24 protein-coding genes and 1 riboswitch are annotated in these 26,751 nt (G+C 65.8%); of the genes, 2 read left to right on the forward strand and 22 right to left on the reverse strand.

Annotation, left to right across the window (positions count from 1 at the left end; translation table 11 throughout):
* Positions 1-119: 119 nt before the first annotated feature.
* The 3 genes from glyA to glpK form a co-directional block, all read right to left on the reverse strand.
* Positions 120-1,376 carry a serine hydroxymethyltransferase gene (gene glyA / locus ACW4LP_RS07495; protein WP_455803678.1) on the reverse strand — a complete coding sequence of 419 codons (1,257 nt, stop codon included), beginning with the start codon at positions 1,374-1,376 and terminating at the stop codon, positions 120-122.
* Positions 1,377-1,391: 15 nt separating this feature from the next.
* Complete coding sequence (gene rpiB, locus ACW4LP_RS07500; protein WP_173113513.1) at positions 1,392-1,826, reverse strand: ribose 5-phosphate isomerase B; 435 nt, start codon at positions 1,824-1,826, stop codon at positions 1,392-1,394.
* Positions 1,827-1,939: 113 nt separating this feature from the next.
* Positions 1,940-3,430: a glycerol kinase GlpK gene (gene glpK, locus ACW4LP_RS07505; protein ID WP_455803698.1), complete on the reverse strand. Its 1,491-nt coding sequence runs from the start codon at positions 3,428-3,430 to the stop codon at positions 1,940-1,942.
* A gap of 320 nt (positions 3,431-3,750) precedes the next feature.
* Between glpK and ACW4LP_RS07510 the strand changes: the two genes are divergently transcribed.
* Both ACW4LP_RS07510 and mcrC read left to right on the forward strand, forming a co-directional pair.
* The gene (locus tag ACW4LP_RS07510) at positions 3,751-5,931 is read left to right on the forward strand and encodes an AAA family ATPase (RefSeq protein ID WP_022739589.1); all 2,181 of its coding nucleotides are present in this window, start codon (positions 3,751-3,753) and stop codon (positions 5,929-5,931) included.
* Positions 5,898-6,974, forward strand: a complete 1,077-nt coding sequence (mcrC, locus tag ACW4LP_RS07515) for a 5-methylcytosine-specific restriction endonuclease system specificity protein McrC (RefSeq protein ID WP_455803679.1) — start codon at positions 5,898-5,900, stop codon at positions 6,972-6,974. Before ACW4LP_RS07510 ends, mcrC begins: the two co-directional genes overlap by 34 nt.
* On the opposite strand, the gene ACW4LP_RS07520 is transcribed toward mcrC, so the two are convergent.
* From ACW4LP_RS07520 to ACW4LP_RS07610, 19 genes are all read right to left on the reverse strand, one after another.
* On the reverse strand, positions 6,963-7,970 hold the full coding sequence (locus ACW4LP_RS07520) for an alpha/beta fold hydrolase (RefSeq protein WP_455803680.1): 1,008 nt from the start codon (positions 7,968-7,970) through the stop codon (positions 6,963-6,965). The two genes, mcrC and ACW4LP_RS07520, sit on opposite strands and share 12 nt — an antisense overlap.
* Positions 7,967-8,743: an L-threonylcarbamoyladenylate synthase gene (locus ACW4LP_RS07525; RefSeq protein WP_455803681.1), complete on the reverse strand. Its 777-nt coding sequence runs from the start codon at positions 8,741-8,743 to the stop codon at positions 7,967-7,969. Before ACW4LP_RS07525 ends, ACW4LP_RS07520 begins: the two co-directional genes overlap by 4 nt.
* Entirely contained in the window at positions 8,740-10,446 is a 1,707-nt protein-coding gene (locus ACW4LP_RS07530; protein ID WP_455803682.1) for an FAD-dependent protein, read from the reverse strand. Before ACW4LP_RS07530 ends, ACW4LP_RS07525 begins: the two co-directional genes overlap by 4 nt.
* Before the next feature lie 113 nt (positions 10,447-10,559).
* Positions 10,560-11,939, reverse strand: a complete 1,380-nt coding sequence (locus ACW4LP_RS07535) for an NAD(P)/FAD-dependent oxidoreductase (protein WP_455803683.1) — start codon at positions 11,937-11,939, stop codon at positions 10,560-10,562.
* 360 nt (positions 11,940-12,299) lie between these two features.
* A complete protein-coding gene (locus ACW4LP_RS07540) occupies positions 12,300-13,730 on the reverse strand; it encodes an alanine/glycine:cation symporter family protein (protein ID WP_022739583.1) in 1,431 nt (476 codons plus the stop codon).
* 255 nt (positions 13,731-13,985) lie between these two features.
* Entirely contained in the window at positions 13,986-15,416 is a 1,431-nt protein-coding gene (locus ACW4LP_RS07545) for an alanine/glycine:cation symporter family protein (protein WP_117283479.1), read from the reverse strand.
* Positions 15,417-15,491: 75 nt separating this feature from the next.
* Positions 15,492-15,917 carry a pyridoxamine 5'-phosphate oxidase family protein gene (locus ACW4LP_RS07550; RefSeq protein WP_455803684.1) on the reverse strand — a complete coding sequence of 142 codons (426 nt, stop codon included), beginning with the start codon at positions 15,915-15,917 and terminating at the stop codon, positions 15,492-15,494.
* Positions 15,918-16,085: 168 nt separating this feature from the next.
* Complete coding sequence (locus ACW4LP_RS07555; protein WP_455803685.1) at positions 16,086-16,898, reverse strand: energy-coupling factor transporter transmembrane component T family protein; 813 nt, start codon at positions 16,896-16,898, stop codon at positions 16,086-16,088.
* Positions 16,891-17,889, reverse strand: coding sequence for an energy-coupling factor transporter ATPase (locus ACW4LP_RS07560; RefSeq protein WP_455803686.1), 999 nt, complete (start codon positions 17,887-17,889; stop codon positions 16,891-16,893). Before ACW4LP_RS07560 ends, ACW4LP_RS07555 begins: the two co-directional genes overlap by 8 nt.
* Positions 17,865-18,701, reverse strand: a complete 837-nt coding sequence (locus tag ACW4LP_RS07565) for an energy-coupling factor transporter ATPase (RefSeq protein WP_173113560.1) — start codon at positions 18,699-18,701, stop codon at positions 17,865-17,867. Before ACW4LP_RS07565 ends, ACW4LP_RS07560 begins: the two co-directional genes overlap by 25 nt.
* Positions 18,701-19,342 carry an ECF transporter S component gene (locus ACW4LP_RS07570; RefSeq protein ID WP_455803687.1) on the reverse strand — a complete coding sequence of 214 codons (642 nt, stop codon included), beginning with the start codon at positions 19,340-19,342 and terminating at the stop codon, positions 18,701-18,703. The genes ACW4LP_RS07565 and ACW4LP_RS07570 overlap by 1 nt, the downstream gene beginning before the upstream one ends.
* A gap of 156 nt (positions 19,343-19,498) precedes the next feature.
* Positions 19,499-19,650, reverse strand: a riboswitch (FMN riboswitch).
* 173 nt (positions 19,651-19,823) lie between these two features.
* Positions 19,824-20,720, reverse strand: a complete 897-nt coding sequence (locus tag ACW4LP_RS07575) for an ABC transporter ATP-binding protein (protein ID WP_231699487.1) — start codon at positions 20,718-20,720, stop codon at positions 19,824-19,826.
* Positions 20,713-21,711, reverse strand: coding sequence for a FecCD family ABC transporter permease (locus ACW4LP_RS07580; RefSeq protein ID WP_114539795.1), 999 nt, complete (start codon positions 21,709-21,711; stop codon positions 20,713-20,715). Before ACW4LP_RS07580 ends, ACW4LP_RS07575 begins: the two co-directional genes overlap by 8 nt.
* 21 nt (positions 21,712-21,732) lie before the next feature.
* The gene (locus ACW4LP_RS07585) at positions 21,733-22,749 is read right to left on the reverse strand and encodes an ABC transporter substrate-binding protein (protein WP_231699488.1); all 1,017 of its coding nucleotides are present in this window, start codon (positions 22,747-22,749) and stop codon (positions 21,733-21,735) included.
* A gap of 169 nt (positions 22,750-22,918) precedes the next feature.
* Positions 22,919-23,932, reverse strand: a complete 1,014-nt coding sequence (gene nirJ2, locus ACW4LP_RS07590; RefSeq protein ID WP_302683355.1) for a putative heme d1 biosynthesis radical SAM protein NirJ2 — start codon at positions 23,930-23,932, stop codon at positions 22,919-22,921.
* Between the two features lie 186 nt (positions 23,933-24,118).
* Entirely contained in the window at positions 24,119-25,219 is a 1,101-nt protein-coding gene (locus tag ACW4LP_RS07595; RefSeq protein WP_302683356.1) for a hypothetical protein, read from the reverse strand.
* A 4-nt stretch (positions 25,220-25,223) separates the two neighbouring features.
* Complete coding sequence (locus ACW4LP_RS07600; protein ID WP_302683357.1) at positions 25,224-26,057, reverse strand: hypothetical protein; 834 nt, start codon at positions 26,055-26,057, stop codon at positions 25,224-25,226.
* Between the two features lie 76 nt (positions 26,058-26,133).
* The gene (locus ACW4LP_RS07605) at positions 26,134-26,358 is read right to left on the reverse strand and encodes a response regulator transcription factor (protein WP_455803688.1); all 225 of its coding nucleotides are present in this window, start codon (positions 26,356-26,358) and stop codon (positions 26,134-26,136) included.
* A gap of 22 nt (positions 26,359-26,380) precedes the next feature.
* A complete protein-coding gene (locus ACW4LP_RS07610) occupies positions 26,381-26,704 on the reverse strand; it encodes a DUF1292 domain-containing protein (protein WP_114539800.1) in 324 nt (107 codons plus the stop codon).
* Positions 26,705-26,751: the final 47 nt, after the last annotated feature.

Raw genomic sequence — 26,751 nt, forward strand, 5'->3', positions numbered from 1 at the left:
GCCTCCGTGCTCAAGCAATGGCTCGCTTTGTGGAACAGTCCACTGGACTGCTCCAGTCGCTGCGCAACCTGCGCGCGGAGGCCCCGTCCGCCCCCGCACCTGCACAACCTCTGCTGCTTTTAGTACTCCAAACCCGGGTACAGGGGATGGGCTTCCAGCAGGGCGTCTACGCGGCGACGCACGTCGGCGAGCTTGGCGTCGTCGGTGGCGTTGAACACCGTGGTCGCGATGAGCTGGCCAATCTCGTAGAAGTCCTCGGCGGTGAAGCCGCGGGTGGTGGCGGCCGCGGAGCCCACGCGGATGCCGCTCGTCACGAAGGGAGAGCGCTGCTCGTTGGGGATGGAGTTCTTGTTCACCGTAAGGCCCACGGATTCCAAGAGCTTCTCGGCGTCCTTGCCGGTGATGTCGGAGGCCGTGAGATCCACGAGACACAGGTGATTGTCGGTGCCCCCGGAGACGAGACGCAGGCCGCCGTCGGTCATGCCCTCGCCGAGGGTGCGGCAGTTCTCCACCACGTGCTCCATATAAACACGGTAATCGGGGCGCAGCGCCTCGCCGAAGGCCACGGCCTTGCCGGCGATGACGTGCATGAGCGGGCCGCCCTGAGCGCCGGGGAAGATGGCCTTGTTGATCTTAGGCCCCAGCTCGTCCGAGTTCGTGAGAATGAAGCCGCCGCGCGGGCCGCGCAGGGTCTTGTGGCTCGTGGAGGTGACGATGTCGGCGTGCGGCACCGGGCTCGGGTGCAGGCCCGCGGCCACAAGGCCGGCGATGTGGGCCATGTCCACCATGAGGTAGGCGCCCACCTCATGGGCGATCTCTGCCATGCGCTCGAAATCGATGAAGCGTGGATAGGCCGAGGCGCCGCCGACGATGACCTTCGGGCGGCACTCCTTGGCGATGCGCTCGAGCTCGTCGTAGTCGATGGTCTCGGTCTCGGGGTTCACGCCGTAGGAGACGATGTTGTACAGAAGACCGGAGAAGTTCACGGGGCTGCCGTGGGTGAGATGTCCACCGTGGTCGAGGCTCATGCCGAGCACCGTGTCGCCGGGCTCGATGATGGAAAGATATGCGCCGAAGTTCGCGCTGGCACCGGAATGGGGCTGGACGTTGGCGTACTTCGCGCCGTACAGCTCGCAGGCGCGGTCGCGGGCGAGATCCTCCACCATGTCGACCTTCTCGCAGCCGCCGTAGTAGCGCTTGCCGGGATAACCTTCCGCATATTTATTGGTGAGCACGCTGCCCACGGCCTCCATGACGGCGCGGGAGGTGAAGTTCTCCGACGCGATGAGTTCCACGCTCCCCCGCTGGCGGGCGAGCTCGGCGCGCAGGCAGTCGGTCACCTGCGGATCTTCAGCGGTGAGAAATTCCAAAGCCATCTATCGTCTCCTTTACTAATCCAACTGCATTATCTTCTGAACGCGGCCGGCGTGGCGGCCGCCGGCGAAATCGGTGGCGAAGAAGGTGTCGAGAATGCGCTCGTTCTCCGCGAGCGACACGAAGCGGCCGGAAAGGGTGATGACGTTCGCGTCGTTGTGCTCGCGGCACAGGGCGGCGAACTCGGGGTTGATGATGTTGGCGGCACGCACGCCGGGCACCTTGTCGGCGGCCATGGCCATGCCGATGCCCGTTCCGCATACGAGCACGCCGCGGTCGGCAGTGCCGTCGGCCACGTCGTGGGCCACGGGGGATGCATAGTCGGGATAATCCACGCGATCGTCGCTGTCGGGGCCGCGGTCGATGACGTCGTACCCCTTCCCCACCAGGTAATCTACCAGGGCCTGCTTCTGCTCGAAGCCGGCGTGGTCGCTTCCGATGCTCACGCGCATGGGCCACTTCCTTTCCGTCGCGAATGCCTTAGGCCGTATTGTAGGCGCTCGACCGCCGCCGTGCCCCCTCGCTCACGCTTTCCGCACCAAATCAAGAGGGACGGGCGAAGCCGCTAGCTGCGAACGCGGGAGACGGCTTCGTGCCAGGCGGCGAGGCGAGCGGCGCGCGCCGGCTCGTCGAAGGTGGGCAGGAAGCGGTCCTCTCCCTCGCGCAGGGCCGCCAGCTCCTCGGTGCTCTTCCAGAAGCCCGTGGCCAGACCGGCCAGGTAGGCGGCACCGAGCGCCGTGGTCTCGGCGTTGTCGGGACGGCGCAGGGGCGCGCCGAGCATGTCGGCTTGGAACTGCATGAGAAAGTCATTGGCCGCCGCTCCCCCGTCGACGTTCAGCACCGAAAGCGGCATGTGCGCGTCCTCGGCCATGGCGCGGGCGAGATCGCACACCTGGTAGGCGATCGATTCCAAGGCCGCCCGCACGATGTGGGCACGCCCGGCGCCGCGGGTGAGGCCGAGGATGGCGCCGCGGGCGTCGGCATCCCACCAGGGGGCGCCCAGCCCCGTGAACGCCGGCACGACGAACACGCCGTCGGTTGTGGCCACGCTGCGGGCGATTGCGTCGGTGTCGGCGACGCTCTCGATGATGCCGAGCTCGTCGCGGAGCCACTGGATGAGGGCACCGGCCATGAACACGCTGCCCTCGAGCGCGTACTCGGTGCTCTGGATGCCAGGGGCCGAGGCGGCCACCGTGGTCACGAGGCCGTGCTCGCTCGCGCAGGCCTCATGCCCGGTGTGCATGAGCAGAAAGCAGCCGGTGCCGTAGGTGTTCTTCGCCTGGCCCGCATGGAAGCAGCACTGGCCGAAGAGCGCCGCCTGCTGGTCGCCCGCCACGCCGCAGATGGGGATGCCCTGGACGAGCCCCGGGTTCGCCGTTATGCCGAAGCTGCCGGAAGAGGGGCGCACCTCGGGAAGAATGGCCTCGGGAATGCCGAAGAGCTTAAGCAGGAAGGGATCCCAGCGCCTCTCGTGGATGTTGTAGAGCATGGTCCGGCTCGCATTGGTCACGTCCGTGGCGTGCACGGCCCCGTCGGTGAGCTTCCAAATGAGCCAGCTGTCCACGGTGCCGAAGCAGAGCTCCCCCGCCTCGGCGCGGGCACGGGCGCCGGGCACCTCACCCAAGATCCAGGCGAGCTTGCTGGCGGAGAAGTAGGCGTCGGGCACGAGGCCCGTGCGCGCGGTGATCTCGGCCGCGGTCGCCGGGTCGCTCGCGATGGCCTCCACCATGGGCGCCGTGCGGCGGCACTGCCAGACGATGGCGTTCATGATGGGCTCGCCGGTGGCGCGGTCCCACACGATGGTGGTCTCGCGCTGGTTGGTGATGCCGATGGAATCGATCTCGGCGGTGTCCACATTCGAGGACATGATGAGCTCGGTGAGCGCGCCCAGCTGCGAGGAGAGAATGTCTTGCGGGTCGTGCTCGACCCAGCCGGGCTGCGGGTATATCTGCGGGAACGGGCGCTGAACCGAGGCGACGGGGCGGCCGGCGCGGTCGATGAGCATGGCGCGGGAAGAGGTGGTGCCCGCATCGAGCGCTATGACGTATTTTTTCATGTTCATTTCTCCTCTTCTCGCTTTCTTGCTGTGGCTCTTCGGGGGCGGGCTGCGGGGTACCGCTCAGTCGCTCAGACAGTCCTCGTTGGTATCGAAGGCACCAAGGATTACTCCTCCCCGTATCATTGCGCCTTCGATACCACCTGCGGAACTCGCTTGGTGAGCGGCACCCCGCATCCCGCTTCGCTCAACTTTAGCCGAAGCACCCCGTTCCAGCAACGAGGTGCGAAGGGTATGGACTGACCAGTGCGTCCAACAGCCCTTCTGGCGCACGGTATGATACGATAACGGAAAAAGAGATCGGCTAGAGAGGCGATTACATGGCGGAAGAACTCTACACATGGGTTCCTTTTTACACCGAGCTGGCAAACAAGCTATTGCCTTACAAGAACGACCGCGCTGCCTTGATCGACAAGCTGCAAGCGATGTACGAGAGCATCGACACGAAGCTTCCTAAGCTTGATGACGGCGGCGTCCCTAACGATATTGACCCCTTTACGATATTCGGACTCTTCAACAAAGGTATCTCAAGTCAGAACAGACGAAAGATCGTTGCCGCTCTCGCAGACGTATTCTGCATCACCGCTGAACTACCAAACGATTTCGCTGGAACCCCCTTGCTCAACAACTTGAATGCCACCTTCTACGCTTTCATTGGGGACAGCAGGCGCGGCGAATCCGATATCGACAATCTCTGGGATTTGTTCGAAGCGGAACTTGCTCTAGCTGACGCAGACAACCCCGAAAATCGCAATGCCTTTGCGGCCGCCTTCGATAAAACAGTTGGGCAGTTCGGCCTGGGCTGGAAACTCACTATGGGGCTTTATTGGGCCAGACCGCTCGCGTTCATCAATCTAGACTCGCGCAATAGGTGGTTCATGGGCGATACCGCAAAGGCCGGTGTCCCTATAGCAAGCATCATGCCAAAAGAAAAAGACGCGCCTATTCACGATGGCAAACATTATCTTGCCATCTGTGACACTATCCGAGCAGAGCTTAACAGCGCCGACTGCCCATACAATGGCTTTCCTTCACTCTCTAATGCGGCATTTATCGAATCGGAACGAGTCAATAGAGAGAGAAAGGCAGCAGCCAAGGCCGCTGAACAAGAAGCAGAGGAGAACGCACTTGGCGACGCGGGGGTGGAAGTCGTCCATTATTGGCTCTATGCACCCGGCGAAGGCGCAAGCATGTGGGAGGACTTCTACACCCGTGGCGTCATGGGCCTCGGTTGGCACGAACTCGGCGACCTGCGCGAGTATTCGACCAAAGAAGACATGAGGCTCGCTCTTCAGCAGATACGTGGTAATGAAACCTCGCAGAAAAACTCGGCACACGCAGTGTGGCAGTTTACCCACGACATCAAACCTGGCGATATCGTCTTTGTTAAGCGGGGGCGTACGGAAATCCTTGGTCGCGGAGTGGTTGTAGGGGGCTACGCATACGATGCGGATGCTGGCCACTACCCCAACCTACGCGAAGTAAAGTGGACCCACAAGGGTCACTGGACCCATGACGACCAGTTCGCGATGAAGACCCTCACTGACGTCACCGACTATACCGACTTCGTGGAGAAGGTAAACGGCTATTTCGAGGAGGATGCCGAGGAAACCCTCGGGGGGACGCTCCCCGCAGACCTCCCTTACGACCGCGAGCAATTCCTCTCCGAGGCATACATGGACGAGGAAACTTACGACACGCTCGTCGGTGTGCTTCGTTCAAAAAAGAACATCATCTTGCAAGGCGCTCCCGGCGTGGGAAAAACTTTCGTTGCAAAGCGCTTGGCCTATTCGATGATGGGCGCAAAAGATCGCGATCGCGTGATGATGGTGCAGTTCCATCAAAGTTATAGCTACGAGGATTTCATCGAAGGCTTTCGTCCTTCCGCATCGGGCTTCGACCTCATCAAGGGAAGCTTCTACACGTTCTGCAAGAAGGCGCAAGACGATACCGACAATGATTACTTCTTCATCGTCGACGAGATCAACCGAGGCAACTTATCGAAGATCTTCGGCGAGCTCTTCATGCTCATCGAGAACGACAAGCGAGGGCCCAATAACAAGTTGCAGCTACTCTATTCACGCGAACGCTTCTACGTGCCAAGCAATGTGTATCTCATCGGCATGATGAATACCGCTGACCGCTCGCTCGCAATGCTCGATTATGCGCTACGTCGACGGTTCGCATTTTTCGACCTGCGTCCTGGATTCGATTCCAAGGGGTTCATTGCCTACCGCGATAGCCTGGGCAACCCGAAGCTTAACAACCTTCTCGCATGCACAGTAAAGCTGAACGCCGCCATCTCCGACGATGACACTTTGGGCGATGGCTTTTGCATCGGGCATAGCTATTTCTGCGGCATGAAAGCTGCCGACGTAACAGACGCAAAACTCTCGGCCATCGTGGAATACGAACTTGCACCAATGCTGCGCGAGTACTGGTTCGACGAGCCATCGAAGGTTCGCGAGTGGACCGACGCTCTGCGCAAGTCCATCAAATGATCCGCATCCAGAACATCTATCATATGCTCGCCTACGCCTTCCAGGTGCTGTGCGAGCAAGGGTATCGCGAGATGGCTACCGAAGAGTTCGACAACGCGGCGGAGCTCTGCGCTGCTATTTTGATACGCGGCACAAACTCTCAAGTCAAACGCGGCCTCGGACGGGAGTACATAGACCATACCGATGCACTCTCGACTTTACGAGGAAAATTCGAGATTACCGATTCGGTGAAAACAAGATCCGTACTGCGACGACAAATGGTGTGCAGCTACGACGAGTTCTCAATCGACACACCCATGAATCGCATCCTCAAGGCAACGATGATGCTGCTGGTACGCTCGAACCTAAGCAAAGAGCGCAAGCGGGAGATCAAGCGACTGCTCGCATACTTCGACGACGTGAGCGACATCGATCTGGCAACCGCGAACTGGCAGATGCGCTTCAATCGAAATAACCAGACCTACCGCATGCTGATAAATGTGTGCTGGCTCATTGCCAAAGGGCTGCTGCAGACCCAAGAAGACGGATCAACCAAACTCATGAACTTTCTAGACGAACAGCGCATGAGCCGATTGTATGAACGGTTCATCCTAGAATACTTCAAGCGCGAGCATCCCAAGCTACATGTTGGCGCTCCTCACATCAGCTGGACGCTTGACGACGACTTCGACGATATGCTGCCTGTCATGAAGAGCGACGTTGTGCTCTCACTCGGCCACACGACGCTCATCATCGACGCGAAATATTACTCGCATGCTACGCAGCATCAGTACAACACGCATAGCGTCCATTCGCACAATCTATACCAGATTTTCACCTATGTGAAAAATAAGGAGGCGGAACTCGCACGCGCCGACGTGCCCCACGAGGTGTCGGGGATGTTGCTGTACGCGCAAACCGACGAGGAAATACAGCCAGATGGCGTTTACAGAATGAGCGGGAACCAGATTAGCGTGAAGACGCTTGATCTCGATACGCCCTTCGAGGACATCAAAGTGCAGCTCGACGAGATTGTCGAGTTGCACTTTGGCCTATTCGTGTAGGTTTATCCAGTTCAGGATGAAATCGTAGACTTCTTCTTTGCCGAATTCGTTGAGAATTTCATGGCGCATGCCGGGAAACAGGCGCAAGGTGAGGTCCTCGGCGCCGGCGGCCTCCATGGACTCGGCGGCGGCAGCGACAGCGCGGCCGCATTTGCCGACGGGGTCGGCGTCGCCGGCCACGTAGAGCAGGGGCAAGTCGTGGGGCGTGGCGGCCAAGGTCGCCGGCGCGGCGGCGCGCCAGGCCAGCTCGGTTAGGGTGGCGTAGGCGCCGGCACCGAACATGAAGCCGCAAGCCTCATCGGCCATAAACGTGTCGGGCACGGCCGGGTCGCGGGAAAGCCAGTCGAAGGGGGTGCGGGCGTCCTTGATGGCGCGGCTGTAGGCGCCGTCGGCGAGCGCGTGCAGAAGGCCGCTGCGGTAGCCGTCGCCTCGCACGGCCGCGATAGCCCGGGCAGCCAGGTTGCCGGCGCGGGAGACGGCGGTGGCCTCGTTGGCCGTGCCGCAGATGACAGCGCCGGCAAGGCCCTGCCCGTAGCGCGGCAGATAGCTGCGCAGCACGAGCGAGCCCATGGAATGCCCGAAGATGAAGTACGGCGTGCCAGGCGCCACCTGCTGGGAGACGAGCAGGCGCAGCTGTTCCACGTCGTCGATCATGGCGTCGGCACCGCCCTCGGCACCGATCACGCCGCGGCATTCGGGCGCGGCGGCCGTGTCCCCGTGGCCGATATGGTCGTGACCGGCCACAAGGTAGCCTGCGTCGGCGAGGAAACGGGCGAAATCATCGTAACGGTCGATATGCTCGGCCATGCCGTGGACGAGCTGCACGACGCCGCGCGGCTTGAAGCAGCCAAGCGACGGCTCGCCGGCAGCCGCATCGGCCCGCTCCATGGCCAGGGGCACCCAGAGCACGGCGCGGACTTGGCTTTTTCCGTCGGCGGAATCGAAGGAGAATTCGGTGCGGCCAGTGGTCGCGAAGGCATCGTTTGCGGCGCTCATGAGAGGCATCCTTTCATATCTTCCAAGGTGAGGGCGCCCGCGCGCAGGACACGGGGGACGTCGCCAGTGCAGTCGAGCACGGTGGAGGCGATGCCCGCAGAAGGGGCATCAGAATCGCCGGCGGTTCCTGCCGCGACGTCGGCGCGGACGCGAGCGCTCGACGACATGAGCGCGGCGGCGCCCTCGGCTGCTTCGCCAGCTTCGACAGCTTCAGCTGCTTCGGCGACGCCGGACGCGATCGAGTACGGCGGGAGATCATCGGGAAGGTACACACCGGCGGTGCGCGCCATGAGAGCCCCATCGAGATCTTCGATCCGGGCCGTATCGGGCGCTCCCGAGAGGTTGGCCGAGGTGACGGCCAAGGGACAGCCGACGGCACGGATGAGGGCGAGAGCCGCCTCGCTGTCGGGCATGCGCAGCCCGATAGTACCCGCGGGCGACCGGAAGGCAGCGGGAACGGCCGCCGACGCGCGCACCACCAAGGTGAGGGCACCGGGCCAGAAGGTCTCGGCGAGGCGCCGGGCGTAGGCGGGAACATCCCTGCCGTAAACGTCCAGCGTCTCGGGGCCTTCCACGAGCCACGCCACGGGTTTGCCAGCGTCACGGTGCTTCAGGTCGTAGAGGAGACGGGGGCCTGCGGCCGCCTTCACGGAGACACCCAAGCCGAAAACGGTGTCCGTCGGAAAGACGACAGCCTCGCCGGCGGCCAGGGCACAGGCGGCCTCGCCGAGCGAGAGCGGACAGCAGGCGCCATCGAAGGGGCAGTTGCTCATCGGCCCTCCTTCTCGCAGAAAGCAGTTTCGCCAGATACTGGTTGCGCCGACGCGATCCCCTCGCAGATCACGGGCGCTGCGGTTTCTGAAAGCCGTTCGGTCACGATGGCCTCGGCGACGCGCAGGCCGTCCACGGCGGCGCTCGTGATGCCGCCGGCGTAGCCCGCGCCCTCGCCGCAAGGGTACAGGCCGCCGATATTCGACTGAAAGCGGTCGTCGCGGACGATGCGCACGGGGCTCGAGCTGCGGGCCTCTACGGCAGTCATGACAGCACCGGCATCGGAGAAGCCATGCAGCTTGCGGTTCAGGGTCGGCAGCGCCTCGGCGAGGGCGTCGGCCACAAACGGTGGCAGGCAATCGCGTAGGTCGCGCCAGGCCACGCCACGCGGGTAGGTGGGCGCCACCGTGGCACTCGGAACGTCCGCGGCTTTCGCGAGGAAGCCGCCGACGGTCTGGGCTGGGGCGGTATACGGCGGGCAAAGTGCGCCGACAGATTCCGAAGAAGCGTCGGCACCTTCCGCGTCGTCAGCCATCAACCCGCGCCCGAGAAGGTAGGCATCCCGTTCCAGCTGACGCTGGAAGGCGACCCCTTCCAGGGGGTCGTCGCCGGGCAAATCGTCGGGGCGCACCTCCACGAGCAGCGCCGCGTTAGCATTGGTCCCGGCGCGGGCGTGGCGGCTCATGCCGTTCACGCAGAGCAGCCCCTCCTCGCTGGCGGCCGCCACCACCTCCCCGCCCGGACACATGCAGAAACTGTAGACGCCCCGGCCGTCGTCGGTCTTCACCGCCAGCTTGTAGTCGGCCGCCCCGAGGGCCGCATGACCAGCGGCTGGCCCGTACTGGGCCTCGTTCACGAGAGCCTGGGGATGTTCAATGCGCACGCCCACGGCGAAGGGCTTGCGGGCCATGTCCGCCCCGGCCTCGCAAACCATTTGGAAGGTGTCACGCGCGGAGTGCCCGCAGGCCAGCACGACGCAATCGGTGGCGAAGACTTCCGCCGCTCCCGTGCGCTCATCGACGAGGCGAACGGCAGTGACGCGCGCTTCGCCATCTTCGCCGCCAACCTCATCCACAGCATCAGCGACGCCCGGACGATCAGCAGCTCCGCCCTCAAGCACAAGGCCGTCGAGGCGCGTAAGGAACCGTACCTCTCCCCCCGCCTCCTCGATGGCCCGACGCAGGTTGCGCACGACGCCGACGAGCAGGTCGGTGCCAATGTGCGGCTTGGCGTCCACGAGAATGTCCTCCGGGGCGCCGGCTTCCACGAAGGCCTCCAGCACATGGCGGATATGGGGCGACTTGATACCGGTGTTCAGCTTGCCGTCTGAGAATGTGCCCGCCCCGCCCTCGCCGAACTGGATGTTCGTGCGCGTATCGAGCGGCGCGCCGGCGTTGAAGGCCTCGACGATCTCCACGCGCTCGTCCACGGAAGCGCCCCGCTCCACCACCAGCGGACGCAACCCAGCCCGCGCCAGATACAGCGCGCAGAACAGCCCCGCCGGCCCCGCCCCGACCACGACGGGCCGCAGCCCAGTCGGTTCCACGTGCGGTATCAAAAGAGGCTCAGGGGGCTCGTAGGCCTTCACCGCCACACTCTTCGCCGGTCGCGGCGCAGCACCCTCCGCGAGCTCAACCGCCACGGTCACGACGCCATGCACGTTCGACTTCTTCCGAGCATCGATCGACCGCTTCAGCAGCTTCACCTCAACAAGCGCACCCCCCTTCACCCCGAGCGCCCGCGCGATTTCTCGGCGGAAGAGCGATTCGTTTTTTGGCAGGAGAGCATCAAGAGAAACCGGAACATTGGAAGCCTGAATCATGCGCGTAACCTTTCAGCTGCCGACCAGCCGGCGAGCAGCCCCGAGGCCCAAGCCCAATGCAGGTTGAAGCCACCGCACGCCGCATCCACGTCCAGCGCCTCGCCAACAACGTAGAGCCCCGGCACGCGGCGCACCTCGCAGGTGCGGTCGTCCACCGCCCGGACGCTCACGCCCCCGCGGTGCACCTGGCACTGCCGCACGTCGCCGAGCCCCGTCACGGGCAGGCGCAGACCCTTCAGCACCGGCGCCATGACGGTCGTCTCCCCCTTCGCCACGGGACGCGCCCTGTCCAGCGCCGCCGCTTCCAACAGCACATCAGCCACCGGCGCGAGCACCATGCCGCGCAGCATATCGCCCCACGTCACATCGTGCCCGAGCGAGGCGCGCAGCATCTTGCGGCGCCGGTTGAGGAACGCCTCCATGTCGCACAGGCGCACCCAGGGCACGAAATCCACGGCGAGCACGTCGCCGGGCTCGGCCAGGCGACTCAGGTTGAAGGCGGCGATGCCCGAGACGCCGTACTTGCGGAACATCACCTCGCCCACCTCGCGGGACGCCAAGCGCTCGCCTTCGTGGGTGCCCATCGGGAAGCCGTGGCGGTTGAGCTCTTGGGGCGTCATCTTCTCGCCGGGGCGCCACAGCTCGAGCGCCCCGCGCACGCGGATGTTGTCGAGGCGACGCGGCATGCGCGGATCGGTGGCCAACGGCCCCAGCGTCGGCTCCGGCTCGCGGAAGAAAAGGCCCTTGGGCAAAAGCTCGCGCGCGACGGTGCCTCCCACGGCCACGATAACCACACCGGCCCGCTCGAAGCGCCCGTCGGCCAAGCGCAGCGTGAACGGGGCGCCCTCGGCGCGCGGCGGCTCCACGGCCACGACCTCGCATTCCACGCGCTCTTCCACCCCCGCCGCAGCGCAGGCCGCTCTCAGGCAATCGAGCACTGATGCGGCCTTGTTAGCCAAGGGGTACAGCCGCCCCTCCCCTTCCTCGCGCCACATCAGCCCGTGATCGGAGAAGAAGCCGAGCACACCGTTCGGATAAGCGGTGCTCGTCTTGGCCTGGGACAGCACATAGCGGCTCGCCCGGCATTCGAACTCGAAAAGCGCGCGCCTGACGAACGCGGCGTTGCGATAATCACCCTCGTCGGGCCGCGCGTTCGAGAAGTTGCAGCGCCCGTTGCCCGTGGCCAGAATGGAGCGTCCCACGCGGTCGGAGGCCTCATACACCACGACCCGCGCCGCGCCTGCGTCACCTTCTACGACCTCACCGGCCGCACCTCCGGCACCTTCCAAATCCCGTAGAGCCTCCCCGGCCGCCACGGCCGAAGCCAGCCCCGAGGCCCCGCCGCCTATGACTGCAATCGTCTTCGCTTCGCCCATGCTGCTTCCATCCGCTCGCTTCCCAATGCAATATATGCTAGAATACGACCAACGGACCAGCCTGAGGTGGATGCAGGCGGCACCGTCGTTTAGTCGGGACCGCTAGTTGGCGCTAGCGGTCCTTCCTATGTCGGCCCCTCCTGAGCGTCTCGGAGAACGCAACCGCCTCCCTCAGCAACCCGACGACCGCAGTCGCCAGGCGCACGACGAAAACGAAGACGTCCAAGCGATTCACCTCCTTTCGCAAAAGAAGGCACCGCCTGGCGCTCAGGACTTACGGCCCGTCGGCCATCTGGCCATTCTAACACGAGCGCCCCGCATGGCAGGGCGCTCGCTCATGACACACTATGTCACTAGAACTTACTTGCTGTCCAGCTGCGGAATGGGAGCCTCGTCGCGCTCGTCGAGGTTGCCCTCGTAGACGTAATGCTTCGTCTCCTTCGCGATGAGCCCGGAGAGCAGCAGCACCATGATGATGTTCGGGATGGCCATAAGAGCGTTGGTGATGTCGGAGACCGTCCAGACCACCTCGCCCACGCCGATGGCGCCGAGGAAGGCCACCACCACGTAGAGCACCTGGTAGGGGCGGATGGCGCGCTTGCCGAACAGGTAGGTGACGCAGCGGTTGCCGTAGTAGGACCAACCCAGGATGGTGGAGTAGGCGAACAGAATCATGCCGAAGATGAGAATGGGCGTGCCGATGTAGGGAATGCTCGCGAAGGCCGCGGAGGACAGCGCCGCACCGGCGGTGATGTTGCCGGCCATGATCTCGGACTGCAAATCGGCGTTGCCGAGCATCGTGGACACGAGCACGAGACCGGTGAGCAGGCAGATGATGACCGTGTCCCAGAAGGTGCCGGTCATGGAGACGAGCGCCTGACGGGCCGGGTTGCGGGTCGCGGCCGCCGAGGCCACGATGGGCGCGGAGCCGAGGCCCGACTCGTTGGAGAACAGGCCGCGCGCGCAGCCGAACTGCAGGGCCAGCATGAGGCCGGACCCCAGCGCGCCGCCGAAGGCCGCCTTGGCGGTGAAGGCGCTCTCCACGATGAGGCAGAACGCGGGCCAGACGAGCTCCCAGTTCATGCCGAGGATGACAACGCAGCCCCAGATGTAGGCGATGGCCATGAAGGGCACGAGCTTCTCGCACACGTTCGAGATGACCTTCACGCCGCCGAAGATGACGACCGACACCATGATGACGATGGCCAATCCGATGCCCCAGGCAGGCACGCCGGGCAGATTCGTGGAGATGACCTCGGTCATGGCGGAGGACTGCACGGCCGAGCCGATGCCGAAGGACGCGATGGCCGCGAACAGGGCAAAAGCCCCGGCGCCGAGCAGCGCCCACCAGGGCGTGTTGCCGTTCTTGTCAGTGAAGCCGCGCTTCCACGCGTACATGGCGCCGCCGAGCATGTCGCCGTTGTGATCCTTCACGCGGTACTTAACGGCAGCGAAGGTCTCGGAGTACTTCGTGGCGATGCCGAACACGCCGGTGATCCACATCCAGAACACCGCGCCCGGGCCGCCCGCGATGATGGCCGTGCCCACGCCGACGATGTTGCCGGTGCCGATAGTGGCGGAAAGAGCCGTGCACAAGGCGCCGAACTGGCTGATGTCGCCGGGGGCGTCCGGATCTTTGGTGACCGACAGCTTGATGGCCGTGGGCAGCTTGCGCTGGATGAAGCCGGTGCGGAACGTCAGAAAGATGTGCGACCCCAGAAGCAGCACGAGCATCGGCGGCCCCCAAACGAAGGCGTCGATGCTGTTGATGACGTCAACAATCATGTCCATGTAGCGGTTCTCCTCTCAGCGAGCGCAGCATGCGGCGGGACTTTAAAGCCAGCGGCTCGGCGCGGCGGTCCCGGCGAGGCAAGGCGCGCTCATCGGGCCTTCGCACTTTAACGTGCTAAAGTAGCCGCATTATAGAGGGAGAAGTTGAGCGTCTTTGTTAACAATGGAAGAATTCCCCGTAAGCGGCGGCTGCAGCAGCACCGGGCCGGGCGGTGCGGGCCGCCAGAGGAAGCGATCGGCCTGGGCGACACCTTCTTACAGCTGCGCCTTGTCCACGCGGGGCACGGGCTCGGCATACTCCTCGTCGAGGTGCCCGTCGTAGACGTAGTGCTTGGTCTCACGGGCGATCATGCCCGAAAGCAGCAGAATGACGATGATGTTGGGAATGGCCATCAACGCGTTGCCGATGTCGGAGATGGTCCACACCACGTCCCCCACCCCGATGGCGCCGAAGAAGGCCACGGCCACGTAGATCACCTGGTACGGCTTGATGCCCTTGGGGCCGAACAGATAGGCCACGCAGCGATTGCCGTAATAGGACCAGCCGAGGATGGTGGAGTAGGCGAACGCGCACATACCGAGCACGAGCACCGGCGTGCCGAACACGGGGATCTCGGCGAAGGCTGCACTGGCCAAGGCCGCCCCGGTGAAGATGGAGGGGTTGGCCAGGATGTCCGCGCCGATCTCCGGGTGCACGATCATGGTGGACACGAGTACGAGCCCCGTGAGCAGGCAGATGACGCCCGTGGACCAAAACGCGCCGGTCATGGAGATGAGCGCCTGGTCGGCGGGGTTCTTCGTCTTGGCCGCCGCCGCCACAATGGGGGCGGTGCCCAGTCCCGACTCGTTGGAGAACAGGCCGCGCGCGCAGCCGAACTGCAGGGCCATCACCATGCCGGAACCCACCGCGCCGCCGAAAGCCGCCTTCGGCGTGAAGGCGCATTCCAGAATAAGCCCGACGGCCTCGCCGAGCACCGGGGCGTTCATGCCCATGATGACCAGGCAACCGAGCGCGTAAGCGCCGGCCATGATGGGCACGAGCCACTCGCACACCCGCGCGATAGAGTTCACGCCGCCGAAGATAACGGCCGCCACGGCCACGACGATCACAACGCCCACGGCCACGGCCGGAATGGCGGGCACCGACGAGGTGACGATGCCGGAGATGGCCGCCGCCTGCACCGCCGAACCAGTCCCGATGGTGGCGATGACGGCGAAAGCGGCGAAGGACACGGCGCCCAGCGTCGCCCACCACGGCACGCTGCCGTCCGGCCGCGCGAAGGCGCGCTTCCACACGAACATGGCGCCGCCCAGCATGGCGCCAGTTTTGTCGCGAACGCGGTACTTCACGGCCGCGTAGGTCTCGACGTACTTGGTGGCGATGCCGAACAGTCCCGCGATCCACATCCAGAAGATGGCGCCGGGGCCGCCGGCGAGGAGCGCCGTGGCCACGCCGACGATGGAGCCGGTGCCGATGGTGGCGGCGAGCGCCGTGGCGAGCGCCCCGAAGCTGGAGATGTCCCCCTTGCCTGACGGGTCGCGGCGCACCGACATACGGATGGCCTGCGGCAGCTTGCGCTGGATGAACCCCGTGCGGAACGTCAGATAGATATGCGTGCCGAGCAACAGCGCGATCATCGCCGGGCCCCACACGATAGAGTCGATGGTTGTGAGAAGTTCAATCATGGGTGCGATTGTACTGCATCGAGGGGCCTTCCGCGCGCAATGCGCCGAATGTCAACAAAGTGATGGGCAAAACCTCTACAGCTCAATGGGGTTCCAGGAGCCGTCGATATCGCACAGCCACGCCTCGGCGTCGTCGATGGTGAAGAAGGTGAGGCGCGGGTCTGCCGGGTCGTCCCAGGCCTCGCCGAGGGCGACCATGTGTTTGAAGCCTTCCTCACGCACGGTCGCGTTGGCGCGGTCTTCCAGGTTCGCGCGGCCCCGCAGGATGATCCAACCGCGGCCGGGCTTCCAGGCGGTCAGCTCCACGCGGGGGTTGGCCTGCATTTCGCGGTAGCAGTCCTTGGTGGTGGCAGTGCAGAACTGGATCTCGCCGTCTTGCAGCGCGGCGAAGCTGAAGGGGCGCACGTGGGGCTGGGCGCCCTCCAGGGTATCCTCCACCGTGGCGAGGTACCAGGCGGGGACGCTCGTGAGGTAGTCGACGATAAGCTCGTTTCCGGTCATTTCGGGGTCCTTTCTCGGGAATGTGGCTTGTCCGCGTGGGGCTGGAGGCGGTGGTGCCGTGCTCAAACAGCATTCAATGGCATTGCTCGATGAGGGCCATATCGTTCTCCTCTTGCCATTGAATGAACTGCGCGCGGCACCACCGCCTCCAGCCCCACGCTACTCAACTCAAAACGAAAGCGGAATGTAGTTGGTGGCGATGACGGCGGCGATCATCAGGAGGAGGGCGGCGGTGCCCACGGCGTCGCGCCAAGTGAGGCGCAGAGGTTCCAGGCGGGTGGTGCCGACGCCGCCATGGTAGCAGCGGGCCTCCATGGCGGCGCTCAGGGTCTCGGCGTGGCGGAAGGCGCTCGTGAACAGCGGGATGAGCAGAGCCGTAAGCGACTGGATGCCGCCACGGAAGGGATTCGCGTTGAAGTGGGCGCCGCGACTTTTCTGGGCGCGGTAGATGATGCCGAGCTCGGTCATGAACTGCGGCAAAAAGCGCAGCGCGATGCCGAGAATCATGCCCAGCTCGTGGGCGGGAACGCCGATGCACGAAAGCGGTGCCATCAGACGCTCGAAGGCCGCCGTGATGTCGAGGGTCGCGGTCGTCAGGGTGAGCAGGCTCATCCCCATGAGCAGAAGCAGCAGGCGACAGCCGATGAAGACGGCCGACTGCAGGCCCTTCTCGCTGATGCAGATGATGCCGAACTCGAAGTAGACGTGGCCGCCCTGAACGAAGAGCACGTTCAGGAGCGCCGTCAGCACTACGAGCACGAGCAAGGGGCCAATAGCCCGGATGGCCTGGAGCAGCGGGATGCGGCTCGCGGCGTAGAAGCCCACGACGAACAGGGCCGCCACCGCGAGCGAGAGGGGCGTCGCCGCGCAGAACACCGCCGCCATGAGCACGAAGGACAGGATGAACTTCACCCGGGGATCCATGGCGTGAACGAGCGAGTCCTCGGGCCAGTACTGGCCGATGATGGCGCGATCAGGCATCGTCGCCACCACCCTCGATGACGGCGTCGGCAGCCCGCAACGCCGCGAAGCCGACCGCCGCATCGGGCGCGGAGGCCACCGGGGTGCCCGCAAGTTGGGCGGCGATATCGGCGGCCAGGGTGCGCTCGTCGTAGAGGTCGCGCCCCAACGTAAAGCCGACCTCGCGCAGGGAGGCGGCGAAAGCCTCGGGCGCCGGTGCGCCGAGGCCCACGGCCTTCAGCGCCGCCGCATCGGCGAACACCTCGGCCGGCGTGCCCAGGCGGAACAGGCGCCCCTCGGACAGCACGAGGATGCGGTCGCTTAAGGCCGCCAAGTCCTCCATGGAGTGGGACACCATGACGATGGTGCGGCCGCCGGCGTGCAGCTCGCGGATGAGCCCCAGGAACTCCTCGCGGGAGAGCGGGTCGAGGCCGGCCACCGGCTCGTCGAGCACGAGCACCTCCGGCTCCATGGCGAGCACGCCGGCGAAGGCCACGCGGCGCTGCTGCCCGCCGGACAGATCGAAGGGGCTGCGCTCGGCAAGCTCGTCGAAAGACAGCCCCACCAGGGCCAGGCCCTCCCGCACGCGGCGGTCGACTTCCTCGGCGCCAAGCCCCATGTTGCGCGGCCCGAAGGCTACGTCGTCGTAGACGGTGTTGGCGAACAGCTGGTTCTCGGGATACTGGAACACGAGTCCCACCTGGCGGCGCACTTCGGTGGCGACGCCCTTTTCCGCCAAGTCGCGCCCATCGGCCAGAACACGGCCGCACGTGGGATGCACGAGCCCGTTCATATGCTGGATGAGCGTGGATTTTCCGCTGCCGGTGTGCCCCGCGACGCCGAAGAACTCCCCCGGCTCCACCGTGAAGGTCACATCGCGCAGGGCCCACACGGCATCGGGCGCGTTGCCCCAATCGGCCTGGCGGGCGGCGTCCTTCTTGCGGCGGCCGCGCCTCTTCTTCGCCTCGCCGCCCTCGTAGGAGTAGCTCACATCTTCGAACGCAAGGCGCATAGCTCCTCCTTCAGGGTGTCGTCGGTGATGCAGGTGGAAACGGGAACGCCCGCGGCCTGCAGCTCGAGCGAAAGGCGGCAGGCGAAGGGCACCTCCAGGGAAAGCGAGCGCAGCTCGTCGGCGCGCACGAGCACCTCTTCCGGGGCGCCGTCCATGCGAACCTCGCCGCCGTCGAGCACCACCACGCGATCGGCTGCGGCCGCCTCCTCCATGAAGTGGGTGATCATCACGACGGTCATGCCGCGCTCGTGCAGCTCGCGCACAACGCGCATGAGCCCGGCGCGCCCGCGCGGGTCGAGCATGGCCGTGGCCTCGTCCAGGATGAGGATGGCCGGGTCCATAGCGAGCACCCCGGCGATGGCCACGCGCTGTTTCTGGCCGCCGGAAAGCGCATTGGTCTCGTGGGCCTCGAAGCCCTGCAGGCCCACCTCGGCGAGCGCTCGGGTCACCCGCTCGCGCAGCTCGGGGTTCGGGATACCGAGGTTCTCCGGGCCGAAGGCGACGTCGTTCTCGATGAGGCTCGCCACCAGCTGGTCGTCGGGGTTCTGGAAGACGAGCCCGGCGTTGGAGCGGATGAAGTAGGTCTGCTCTGCGTCGCGGGTGTCGCAGCCGAACACGACCACCTCGCCCTCGTCGGGCAGAAGCAGCGCGTTGATGTGCTTGGCCAGGGTGGACTTCCCCGAGCCGTTGCCACCGAGCAGGCACAGAAACTGCCCCTGAGGCACCGTCAGGTTCAAGTGGCGGAAGACGAAGGCCTCGCCGTCGTAGGTGAAGGCGGCATCGCGGAAGTCGACGAAGACATCGGTGCTCATTAGCGGCCCTTAACCTGGTCTTTCTTCGGGGTGATGAGGTTCGAGATGGCCTTGTAGACGATAAGCGTCAGGATGGCGTTCAAAAGGCCCTTCAACAGGTTGAACGGGATGAGGATGGGCACGATCATGGCCACGACGGCATCGAGCGGCACGCCGAGCCATGCCGGGGTGACCACGAGGTTGCCAAGCACGGCCATGATGACGGCGAACACGATGCCGAGCACCAGACCGATGATGGCGCCCTTCAGGGTGTGAATCTTCTTGTACACGAGCGCCGAGGGCGGGATGAAGCCGATGACCACGAGCAGGTTCATGAGGGCGCCGGTGAAGTCGGCGAAGAGGATGCCGTGGGCCACCACCGAGATGATGCCGCAGGCGAGACCCGCCGCCGGGCCAAAGGCGAAGCCGCAGACCGCCGCGGGCATGATGGAGGCGTCGTAGGACAGCCATGCCACGCCGGGCAGCAGCGGGAACTCGACGAAGGACAGGAGCACCGAGATGGCGCACAGGAGCGCGATGGTCACGAGCACGCGGGTGGACCAGCGGTTCGTGTTCGCCATGGTCTTCTGGGCCGTGGGCGCCTTGGCCGGGCGCACCGTGGAGGAGCCGACAGCGGGGTGGGTCGTGGGTTTGTTGGCCATGATGGACCTTCTTTCTCTTCGCGAGGCGTATCTTCCGGAGCCGCTTCCCCTCGCAAAAAAGAAAACGAGCCTGTATGAATTCCTTTCATACAGGCTTCCATGATGTCGCGTTTCCGTTTGCATCGGCCCTGTCGGTCGGGGCGCCAGAAACGCGAACGTCTGCCTCTTCCATCCGGACTGTAACCGTTGGCCCCGGACTTTCACCGGGTCAGCCTGCGCTCTCGCACAGGGTCGCGGGCTTGCCGAGCGCCTAAGGCGCCGCCGTGCTTACCGCCAGTGAGGATTTCCACCTCGCCCTGAAACAGAATTCACGGGGCACATTGTAGGCGACGGCCGCCGCGCGCGCAACCCCTGGGGCCATTGGATGCGCGCGGCGGTCGATAGACGCCGCCGATGCCTCGGGACCTCCGGGCCTCGGGATCTCGGGGCCTCGGGACCTCCGGGCCTCGGGCCTCGAGGCCCCGGGGCCTCGCGCCGCCCGTCAGCGGCGACGGGGGTACAGCACGTAGCCGCGCTCGGTTTCGGCGCGCCCTTCGAAATCCTCGCCGCGTTCTGCAAAACGCGGGCGGTCGTGGGGGCAGATGTCCATGGAGAAGGCGTCGCCGACGGCGCCCGAGGCGAGCACCTCGTCGGTGGGGCCCGCATCGACGACCCTCCCCTTCTGCATCACCACGAGGTAATCGGAGTAGCGCAGGGCGAGATCCAGATCGTGGATGACCATGGCGACGGTCTTGCCCTCGCGGCGGTTCAGGTCGCGCACGAGGGCCATGAGGTCGTGGCAGGCGCTGATATCCAGATAGGTGGTGGGCTCGTCCAGCACGATGAGGTCGGTGTCCTGGGCGAGCGTGCGGGCCACATGGGCCCGCTGGCGCTCGCCGCCGGAGAGCTGGCGCAGGTCGTGGCTGCGAAAGCGCGCGACGCCGGCCCGTTCCATAGCGGCCTCCACGGCCGCGCGATCGTCGGGGCCGAGGCGTCCTCCCCAGGCCAGGTGGGGATGGCGGCCGCAGGCCACCAGGGCCTCCACGGTCATGGGAGGCACGCGCGAGCTCTGGGCCAGCACGGCCATCAGATGCGCCCGCTCGCGCGAGGCCAGCTCACCCGTGTCGTGGCCGGCCACTTCCACCCGCCCCGCCACAGGGCGCAAAAGGCCGGCGGCCAACTTCACCAGCGTCGATTTCCCGCAGCCGTTGGGACCGACGATGCTCGTCACCGCGCCGGCGGGGATGGCGGCGGAAAGCCCTTCCATGAAGGGGACACCCGGCTTGTAGGAGAACGAGACGCCCTCGTAGCGGATGGCGCACTCCGGCGAGCGCGCCCCAACGTCGGCGGGACGCGCACACGACGGCGTTCTCTCGCCCCGGATAACGCATTCAGTCAAGGCCGCCTCCTTTGTTCTTCAGGATGAGGTAGATGAAGAAGGGGCCGCCGATGAAGGCCAGAAGGATGCCCACGGGCAGCTCGTAGGGGGCGAACAGCACCCGGGCCAGAAGGTCGCAGCCCACAACGAAGGCCGCCCCGGCCAAGGCCGAGGCCGGCACCACCCAGCGGTTGTCGTGGCCGACGAAGAAGCGCATCAGGTGCGGCACCACAAGCCCCACGAACCCGATAAGCCCCGCGAAGCTCACGGCCGCACCGGCAAGCACCGCGGCCACGGCGAGCATCCCCAGACGCACGGCGCGCACGTTCACGCCCAGGCTGTGGGCGGCCTCGTCGCCGAGCGAGAGGATGTTCAGCTTCGCCGCCCCCGCCAGCGCCGCCACCAGGCCCACAGCGATGTAGGCAGCGGGCCACGCCAGATCGCGCATGAGCACCCCGGACAGGCCGCCCACAAGGAAGGTGGACGAGCCGATGTAGGCGTCCGGATCCACGATGAGGATGGTGTTCATGCCCGCGCCGAACACCGTGGTGATGGCGATGCCGGCGAGCACCACGGTCAGGCGGCTTAAGCCCGTGCCCAGCGACAGCGCAAAGATGATGAGCGCCGTCGCCAGCGCCCCGATAAAGGCCGCCAGCGGCGTGAGCCACAGCGCCCCGGGAACGAGCGAGGCGGCCAGCAGCACGGCGAGACCAGCGCCGGAATTCACGCCGATGACGTTGGGGCTCGCCAGCGGATTGTCCAGGCACGCCTGGATCAGCGCGCCGGAGGTGGCCAGGGCCGCGCCGGCCAGAAGCGCCGCCAGCACCCGCGGCACGCGGACGTTCTCCAAGATGTTGCGGGCCATATCGGAGACATCGCCGCCGACAAGCCACGCCGCCAACTCCGGCAGGCTCACCGAGGAGGCGCCGAGCGTGAGCGCCGCCGCCGTGGCCGCCGCGAGAAAGATGGCGGTCGCGGCCACGACGATGATGTTGCGGGAGACAGAACCCATGGCGCAAGGCATCTTCCGCCGCTAGTTCTGCCCGTAAAGGTTATCGAAGAGCCCCTGGTAGGCCGCATCCCACTGGGCGTTGGGCTTTGCGAGGTACAGCGTCGGGTCCAGGGTGATGTAGCGGCCGTTCTGCACGGCGGACAGGCTCGACCACGCCGGATTGGCCGCCGTGGCCTCCTCGAGGTTGCGCATGGCCGCCTCGGTGTCGTTGCCCATGGGGATGACGAAGATGAAGTCGGGATCCATCTCGATGACCGCTTCCAGGCTGAAATCTTTCAGAAGGCTGCGATTCTCGTCGGCGAGGTTGTTCACGCCGAGATCGGCCAACATGGCCCCGGTCTGCGTACCGGAGTTCTGCACACGGGTGCCGCCGGAGAACGTGGTAAGCACGAGCGCCGTCGGCGGGTTCTCGGCCGGCGCCGCGCCCACGATGGCGTCGATAGCCTCGGCCACCTTCGCCACGTTCTGATCGTAGAGGTCCGCGCGCCCGGTGATGTCGGTGAAGGTGCGCATCAAGCGCTCGTAGTCGTCGAAGGTGGTCACCTCGAAGTAGGCCACGGGGATGCCCGCGCCCACAAGCGCGTCGCGCAGGTCGGCCTGGCTGGAATCGCCGCCGCGGCCGCCGGTGCCGCTCGTCATGATGACGAAGTCGGGATCAAGCGCCATGACAGCCTCGAGGTTCACTGCCGTGAAGTCCCCCACCGTGGCCACATCAGGACTTTGGATGGTCCAACCGGCCGCCTGGAGCGCATCATCGGAGACGCCCACGAGCGTGCCCCCAGCCAGCTCCCAGGCGTTCGCGAAGCTGCCCATGCAGGCCACGACCCGCTGCGGGTTGTCCACGGTGACCTCGTTTCCCGCATCGTCGGTGAAGGTGACCGGACCGGGCACCGCCTCGGTGCCGGACCCGGACACGGCGTCCGATTGCTCCTGGGCCAGCCCATTGTCGACAGCCGGGGCCTCGGCTCCCTGTTGCCCGCAACCGACCAGCGCCAGAGCAAGCGCCGCGGTGGCAGCGCACAGTACAAACTTCTTCAAAACAAAATCCTTTCTATACAAAAACTCACAGGTTCGCCCAAGGAAGTCAGCGAGGTTGCGACAGGTGCCTGATATGGCCCCGCCTTTGGGCCAAGCGGCCTTCGTGCCGCGCCGAGCCCAAAACAAGGGGCCAGATCAGGTGCCTGTCGGAACCGCAGCGTCAGGACGTTCATTCGGCAATAGCCGAATGAACGTCGAGTTGTTGGCCGTGGGCGCAGTAGTCATCCTGGGCCAGGATGTCGCCGTCGTGGTAGTAGGCGGCCCGGGCGCGGCAGCCGCCGCAGCCGTCCTTGTAGTCGCAGGTGCCGCAGGCGCCGGAGTAGGCCTGGGTGCGCAGGCGCTCGAACACTGGGCTCGTCTTCCAAATCTCGTCGAAGGGCGTCTCGCGCACGTCGCCGGCCTCTTCGGTCATGTAGGCGCAGGGGCGAACGATCCCCTCGCTGCCCACGACGCAGTAGGTGAGGCCGGCCAGGCAGCCGCGGGTGAAGCGCGTGTCAACGCCCAGCTGCTTGGCCACGCGGGTGAACTGTGGCGCGCAGGTGGGCTTCACGTCAATGGACACTTCCGCCGACTTCTCCATGATCTCGCGCAAAAGTGCCTCGTTTTCCAGCACCTCCAGGCTCGTCTCCTGGATGTACTCGCCACGGCCGACGGGGATCAGGAAGAAGATGTAGTGGGCCACAGCGCCGATCTCCTCCGCGAAGTCGGTGATGGCGCATACCTCGTCGCGGTTCCAATCGACCACGGTGGTGTGCAGCTGGAAGGGCAGGCCGGCGCGCTTGCAGGCCTCGATGCCGGTCAGGGTGAGCGCATGGGCGTTCGGAAGGCCGCGGAACTTGTCGTGCTTGGCGGCGTCCAGGCTGTCCACCGAGATGCCCATGGCGGCCGCGCCGGCCTCTTTCAGGCGGCAGGCCACCTCGTCGGTGATGAGCGTGCCGTTGCTGCCGAACACCGGGCGCAGGCCGCGGGAGGCCGCATGGGCCACCAGCTCGTAAATGTCGGGACGCAGAAGCGGCTCGCCGCCGGAGAAGATCATGATCTTGAAGCCCGCGCGGGCAATCTCGTCGATCATCTTCTTCGCCTCGTCGGTGGTAAGCTCGCGCTCGGTGGCCTCCTCGGCGTCCTGGTAGCAGTGGACGCACTTCAGGTTGCATTGGTTCGTGGTCATCCACGATACGATCATGTCGGGGTCTCCTCTCCCACGCATGGACGCGGCCTCAGGCTGACGGCTCACGTGCCGCAGGCTCGACGGCAGGTTTGCCGCGCGTTCGGCCGCAAGGTGGTTTCAAGGATACCCAGAGCGCTTTCCGCAGGAATCGCCCGAACGGGCTAGGTTGGAAGGACGCCGCGGGAGATGAGGACGCGCACCTTAACCCGTCTGCAGGGCGAAAGTGCGAACCGCATCGGCAAAAAGGCGCTCGCGGGCGTCGTCGGTGCCCAGGCGCGCCCAAGGGGCGTCGCGGGTGATGGCGGCCAGATCGGCGACGGTGTAGAGGAAGACGCCATCGAGGGAGGCGACGCGGTGATCGATAAGCAAGCCATCCGCGCTGGCGTCGACGAGCAGCATCGGCCGGCCCCGGCGCAGGCGGACGACGCCCTTCATGAGGCGCCGATCGAGCGAGGCGCCTTCCACAGCGCTTTCCGCCAAGACGATATCGGCATCGACGAGCAGCGCCGAGAGCAGCTGGGGGTCGGCCACGGGCGCGCCGAGCACGCGGGCGGCCTCCTCGCAGTCTCCATCGCCGAGCACCTGGAAGCGCTCTACGCCGGCGCCGAGGAACGCGCCGGCGAGGGCCAGCGAGAAATCGCCCGCGCCGGCAGCAAGCACGCACCGGCGCTCGAGATGGCCGAACACGCGCCGGGCCAGCTCCACGGCCGTCTCGGCCAGCGCCGCCGTCGAAGCGGACGCATCCGCCGCGGACAAAGCGCTGGACAGACCGGAGGCCGCCGCAGCGAGCCGGGTCAGGGCATCGCCCAGCGTGGCCGCCTTCCGCGCCTCCGACAGGGCGCGCGCCCAACAGGCGGGCAGCGCGGCCGGCAAGCCCGGCGCGCCAAGAGCCCCGCGGCCTCCCGGCTGCGACAGCTCTCCCGCAGCGGCAAGCCCGTCGCATTCCCCGGGAAGCGACGCGCCTTCCCGGGGTCCCCGAGCGAACTCGTCCAGGCCGCACAAGGCGGCGAACAGGTGAGAGGCCGCATCGATCCCCTCGGCGAAATAGAGCGCGCCGGCCACCTCCCCCTCGGCCACAGCGCCGAAAAGTCCGGCGGCGATATCGTAGGCGTCGCAGCCCCCGTCGGCCACAGCGTACAGCTCCAGCCGGCCGTCCGCGGCCACGAGGAGTCCCTCGCTCAGGCTCCGGTGCCCCGAGACGGCGCCGAGCAGCGCGCGGCGGGCGGCAGCGTCGGCCAAATGCTGGCTCGCCGATGGGAACACCGGGCGGCGCGGGTTCACGCCCGCAACGAACAGACCCATGGCCCTACCCCGCCGACACCGCGATGAGCAGCACTGCCGCCGCAAGGCCGGCAATGGCCAAAGCGTCGCGGGTTCTCGCCGACGCGGCCCAGGGCGCCAGAAACGACAGGGCGCAGAACGCCGACCACACGGCCGTCGTCACCAGGGAGAGCGCCACGCGCGGCACCAGATAGCCCAAGTTGCCCTCGGTGCCGATCTGTGCCATGGCCGCATAGAGCGCCACCAGGTGCGTGAACCCGATGAGCATGGCAGCGATGAGCACCGTAAGGCCCACCAACCCCGCCAAGCGCGAGATGAGGGCGAGCGTATCCAGCGCCGGCGTGTTCAGCTCGAGCACCTTGGCGCTGCGGGCCGCCATAAGCCGGCGCTGGTACCAGTCGAGCGCAGCCGATACGGCCGAGGTGGCGAAGCAGGCCAGGGCGACGAACACGAGCACGATATGGGGCACGAGCAGCGGCCAGTGGTAGAAGGCCATGTTGTCGGCACCCGCGGGGTCGAGGATGCGCAGCCACTGGGACACGAGGATCAGAAGCGCCACCACCGGCGCGGCGACGGTGGAGAAGGCCAGTCCACGGCGAGTGACGAGCAGCCCCACCGCCGTCACCACGGCAAGCACCCACGAGGCCAGCATGACGATGTTGGGGCCCGAGAGCAGCGTGCCTGCGGTGCTTACCGACTCCATGCCGATGACCGCGGAATGCGCCGCCACGGCGGCCAGATAGACGCCCTTGGCCGCCCGCGCCGCCCGACGGTGACCGCGCCTGAGACCGAACGCCCCCAAGGCGCTCGCCGCGCCGTAGAGCAAGATGCAGAGTATTTCGAAGACGAACAGGGTCATGAGCGCGCTATCCTCCCAGCCTGAGGGTTCAAGTCTATCCGAGGGCGCCTTTCCCGCCATCCCCCGTTCGGGCTAATCAGCGGCGGCGCAGCAGGCCAGTTTCGAAGCCGTAGGCCACGAGCGCCGCGCGGTTCGCACGACCGCACTTGGTGGTCATGTGGGACAGGTGCGCCTTCACCGTCTGCTCAGAGAGGGAAAGCCGCCCGGCGATCTCCTTGTTCGAGAGACCGCCGGCGATGCAATAGAGAATCTGCTGCTCGCGCAAGGTGAACGCGGAGGCAGGGTCGGCGACGAAGATCATCGTGCGTCCTTCGAGCCGCGCCCTAGGCGAAGTCGTAGAGGTCCTTGGCGGCTTCCTGGAAGTCCGCGTAGGCCTCGGCGGCGATGACCTCGTCGTCCACCAGCTCGAAGGAGCAGGGCTGGCCGTCGGCGTCCACCTCGGTCACTTCCAAGACCACCACTTCGCCAGAAGAGGTAGCCGGATGCTCGTCGTCCACCGGGAAGAAGAACCCGAACGAGCTCTCCCCCTTCAGCACGAGCCCGAGGAACTCCAGTTCCACCTGCTCGCCCTTCTCATCGACGAGCGTGATGGTGATGCCCTCTTCGGTAGGCGGGCAAAAGTTAGGAGCCGAACCTTCACGAACCATGTTCGCGCCTTTCTCTCAAGCGTGGAAGAGCGTAGAGGGACACGGGG

It is taken from the genome of Adlercreutzia sp. CNCM I-6215 (genome assembly GCF_977072315.1).

What these genes read in the sequence shown, in the direction of transcription:
- ACW4LP_RS07525 (WP_455803681.1), bottom strand. Translation starts at nt 8,743, where the DNA reads ATGAGCAACTGCCCCTTCGATGGCGCCTGCTGTCCGCTCTCGCTCGGC.
- ACW4LP_RS07540 (WP_022739583.1), bottom strand. Translation starts at nt 13,730, where the DNA reads ATGGACATGATTGTTGACGTCATCAACAGCATCGACGCCTTCGTTTGG.
- glpK (WP_455803698.1), bottom strand. Translation starts at nt 3,430, where the DNA reads ATGAAAAAATACGTCATAGCGCTCGATGCGGGCACCACCTCTTCCCGC.
- ACW4LP_RS07595 (WP_302683356.1), bottom strand. Translation starts at nt 25,219, where the DNA reads ATGGGTCTGTTCGTTGCGGGCGTGAACCCGCGCCGCCCGGTGTTCCCA.
- rpiB (WP_173113513.1), bottom strand. Translation starts at nt 1,826, where the DNA reads ATGCGCGTGAGCATCGGAAGCGACCACGCCGGCTTCGAGCAGAAGCAG.
- ACW4LP_RS07510 (WP_022739589.1), top strand. Translation starts at nt 3,751, where the DNA reads ATGGCGGAAGAACTCTACACATGGGTTCCTTTTTACACCGAGCTGGCA.
- ACW4LP_RS07580 (WP_114539795.1), bottom strand. Translation starts at nt 21,711, where the DNA reads ATGGGTTCTGTCTCCCGCAACATCATCGTCGTGGCCGCGACCGCCATC.
- ACW4LP_RS07600 (WP_302683357.1), bottom strand. Translation starts at nt 26,057, where the DNA reads ATGACCCTGTTCGTCTTCGAAATACTCTGCATCTTGCTCTACGGCGCG.
- ACW4LP_RS07535 (WP_455803683.1), bottom strand. Translation starts at nt 11,939, where the DNA reads ATGGGCGAAGCGAAGACGATTGCAGTCATAGGCGGCGGGGCCTCGGGG.
- ACW4LP_RS07610 (WP_114539800.1), bottom strand. Translation starts at nt 26,704, where the DNA reads ATGGTTCGTGAAGGTTCGGCTCCTAACTTTTGCCCGCCTACCGAAGAG.
- ACW4LP_RS07545 (WP_117283479.1), bottom strand. Translation starts at nt 15,416, where the DNA reads ATGATTGAACTTCTCACAACCATCGACTCTATCGTGTGGGGCCCGGCG.
- ACW4LP_RS07555 (WP_455803685.1), bottom strand. Translation starts at nt 16,898, where the DNA reads ATGCCTGATCGCGCCATCATCGGCCAGTACTGGCCCGAGGACTCGCTC.
- ACW4LP_RS07565 (WP_173113560.1), bottom strand. Translation starts at nt 18,701, where the DNA reads ATGAGCACCGATGTCTTCGTCGACTTCCGCGATGCCGCCTTCACCTAC.
- ACW4LP_RS07520 (WP_455803680.1), bottom strand. Translation starts at nt 7,970, where the DNA reads ATGAGCGCCGCAAACGATGCCTTCGCGACCACTGGCCGCACCGAATTC.
- ACW4LP_RS07605 (WP_455803688.1), bottom strand. Translation starts at nt 26,358, where the DNA reads ATGATCTTCGTCGCCGACCCTGCCTCCGCGTTCACCTTGCGCGAGCAG.
- nirJ2 (WP_302683355.1), bottom strand. Translation starts at nt 23,932, where the DNA reads ATGATCGTATCGTGGATGACCACGAACCAATGCAACCTGAAGTGCGTC.
- glyA (WP_455803678.1), bottom strand. Translation starts at nt 1,376, where the DNA reads ATGGCTTTGGAATTTCTCACCGCTGAAGATCCGCAGGTGACCGACTGC.
- ACW4LP_RS07570 (WP_455803687.1), bottom strand. Translation starts at nt 19,342, where the DNA reads ATGGCCAACAAACCCACGACCCACCCCGCTGTCGGCTCCTCCACGGTG.
- ACW4LP_RS07560 (WP_455803686.1), bottom strand. Translation starts at nt 17,889, where the DNA reads ATGCGCCTTGCGTTCGAAGATGTGAGCTACTCCTACGAGGGCGGCGAG.
- ACW4LP_RS07550 (WP_455803684.1), bottom strand. Translation starts at nt 15,917, where the DNA reads ATGACCGGAAACGAGCTTATCGTCGACTACCTCACGAGCGTCCCCGCC.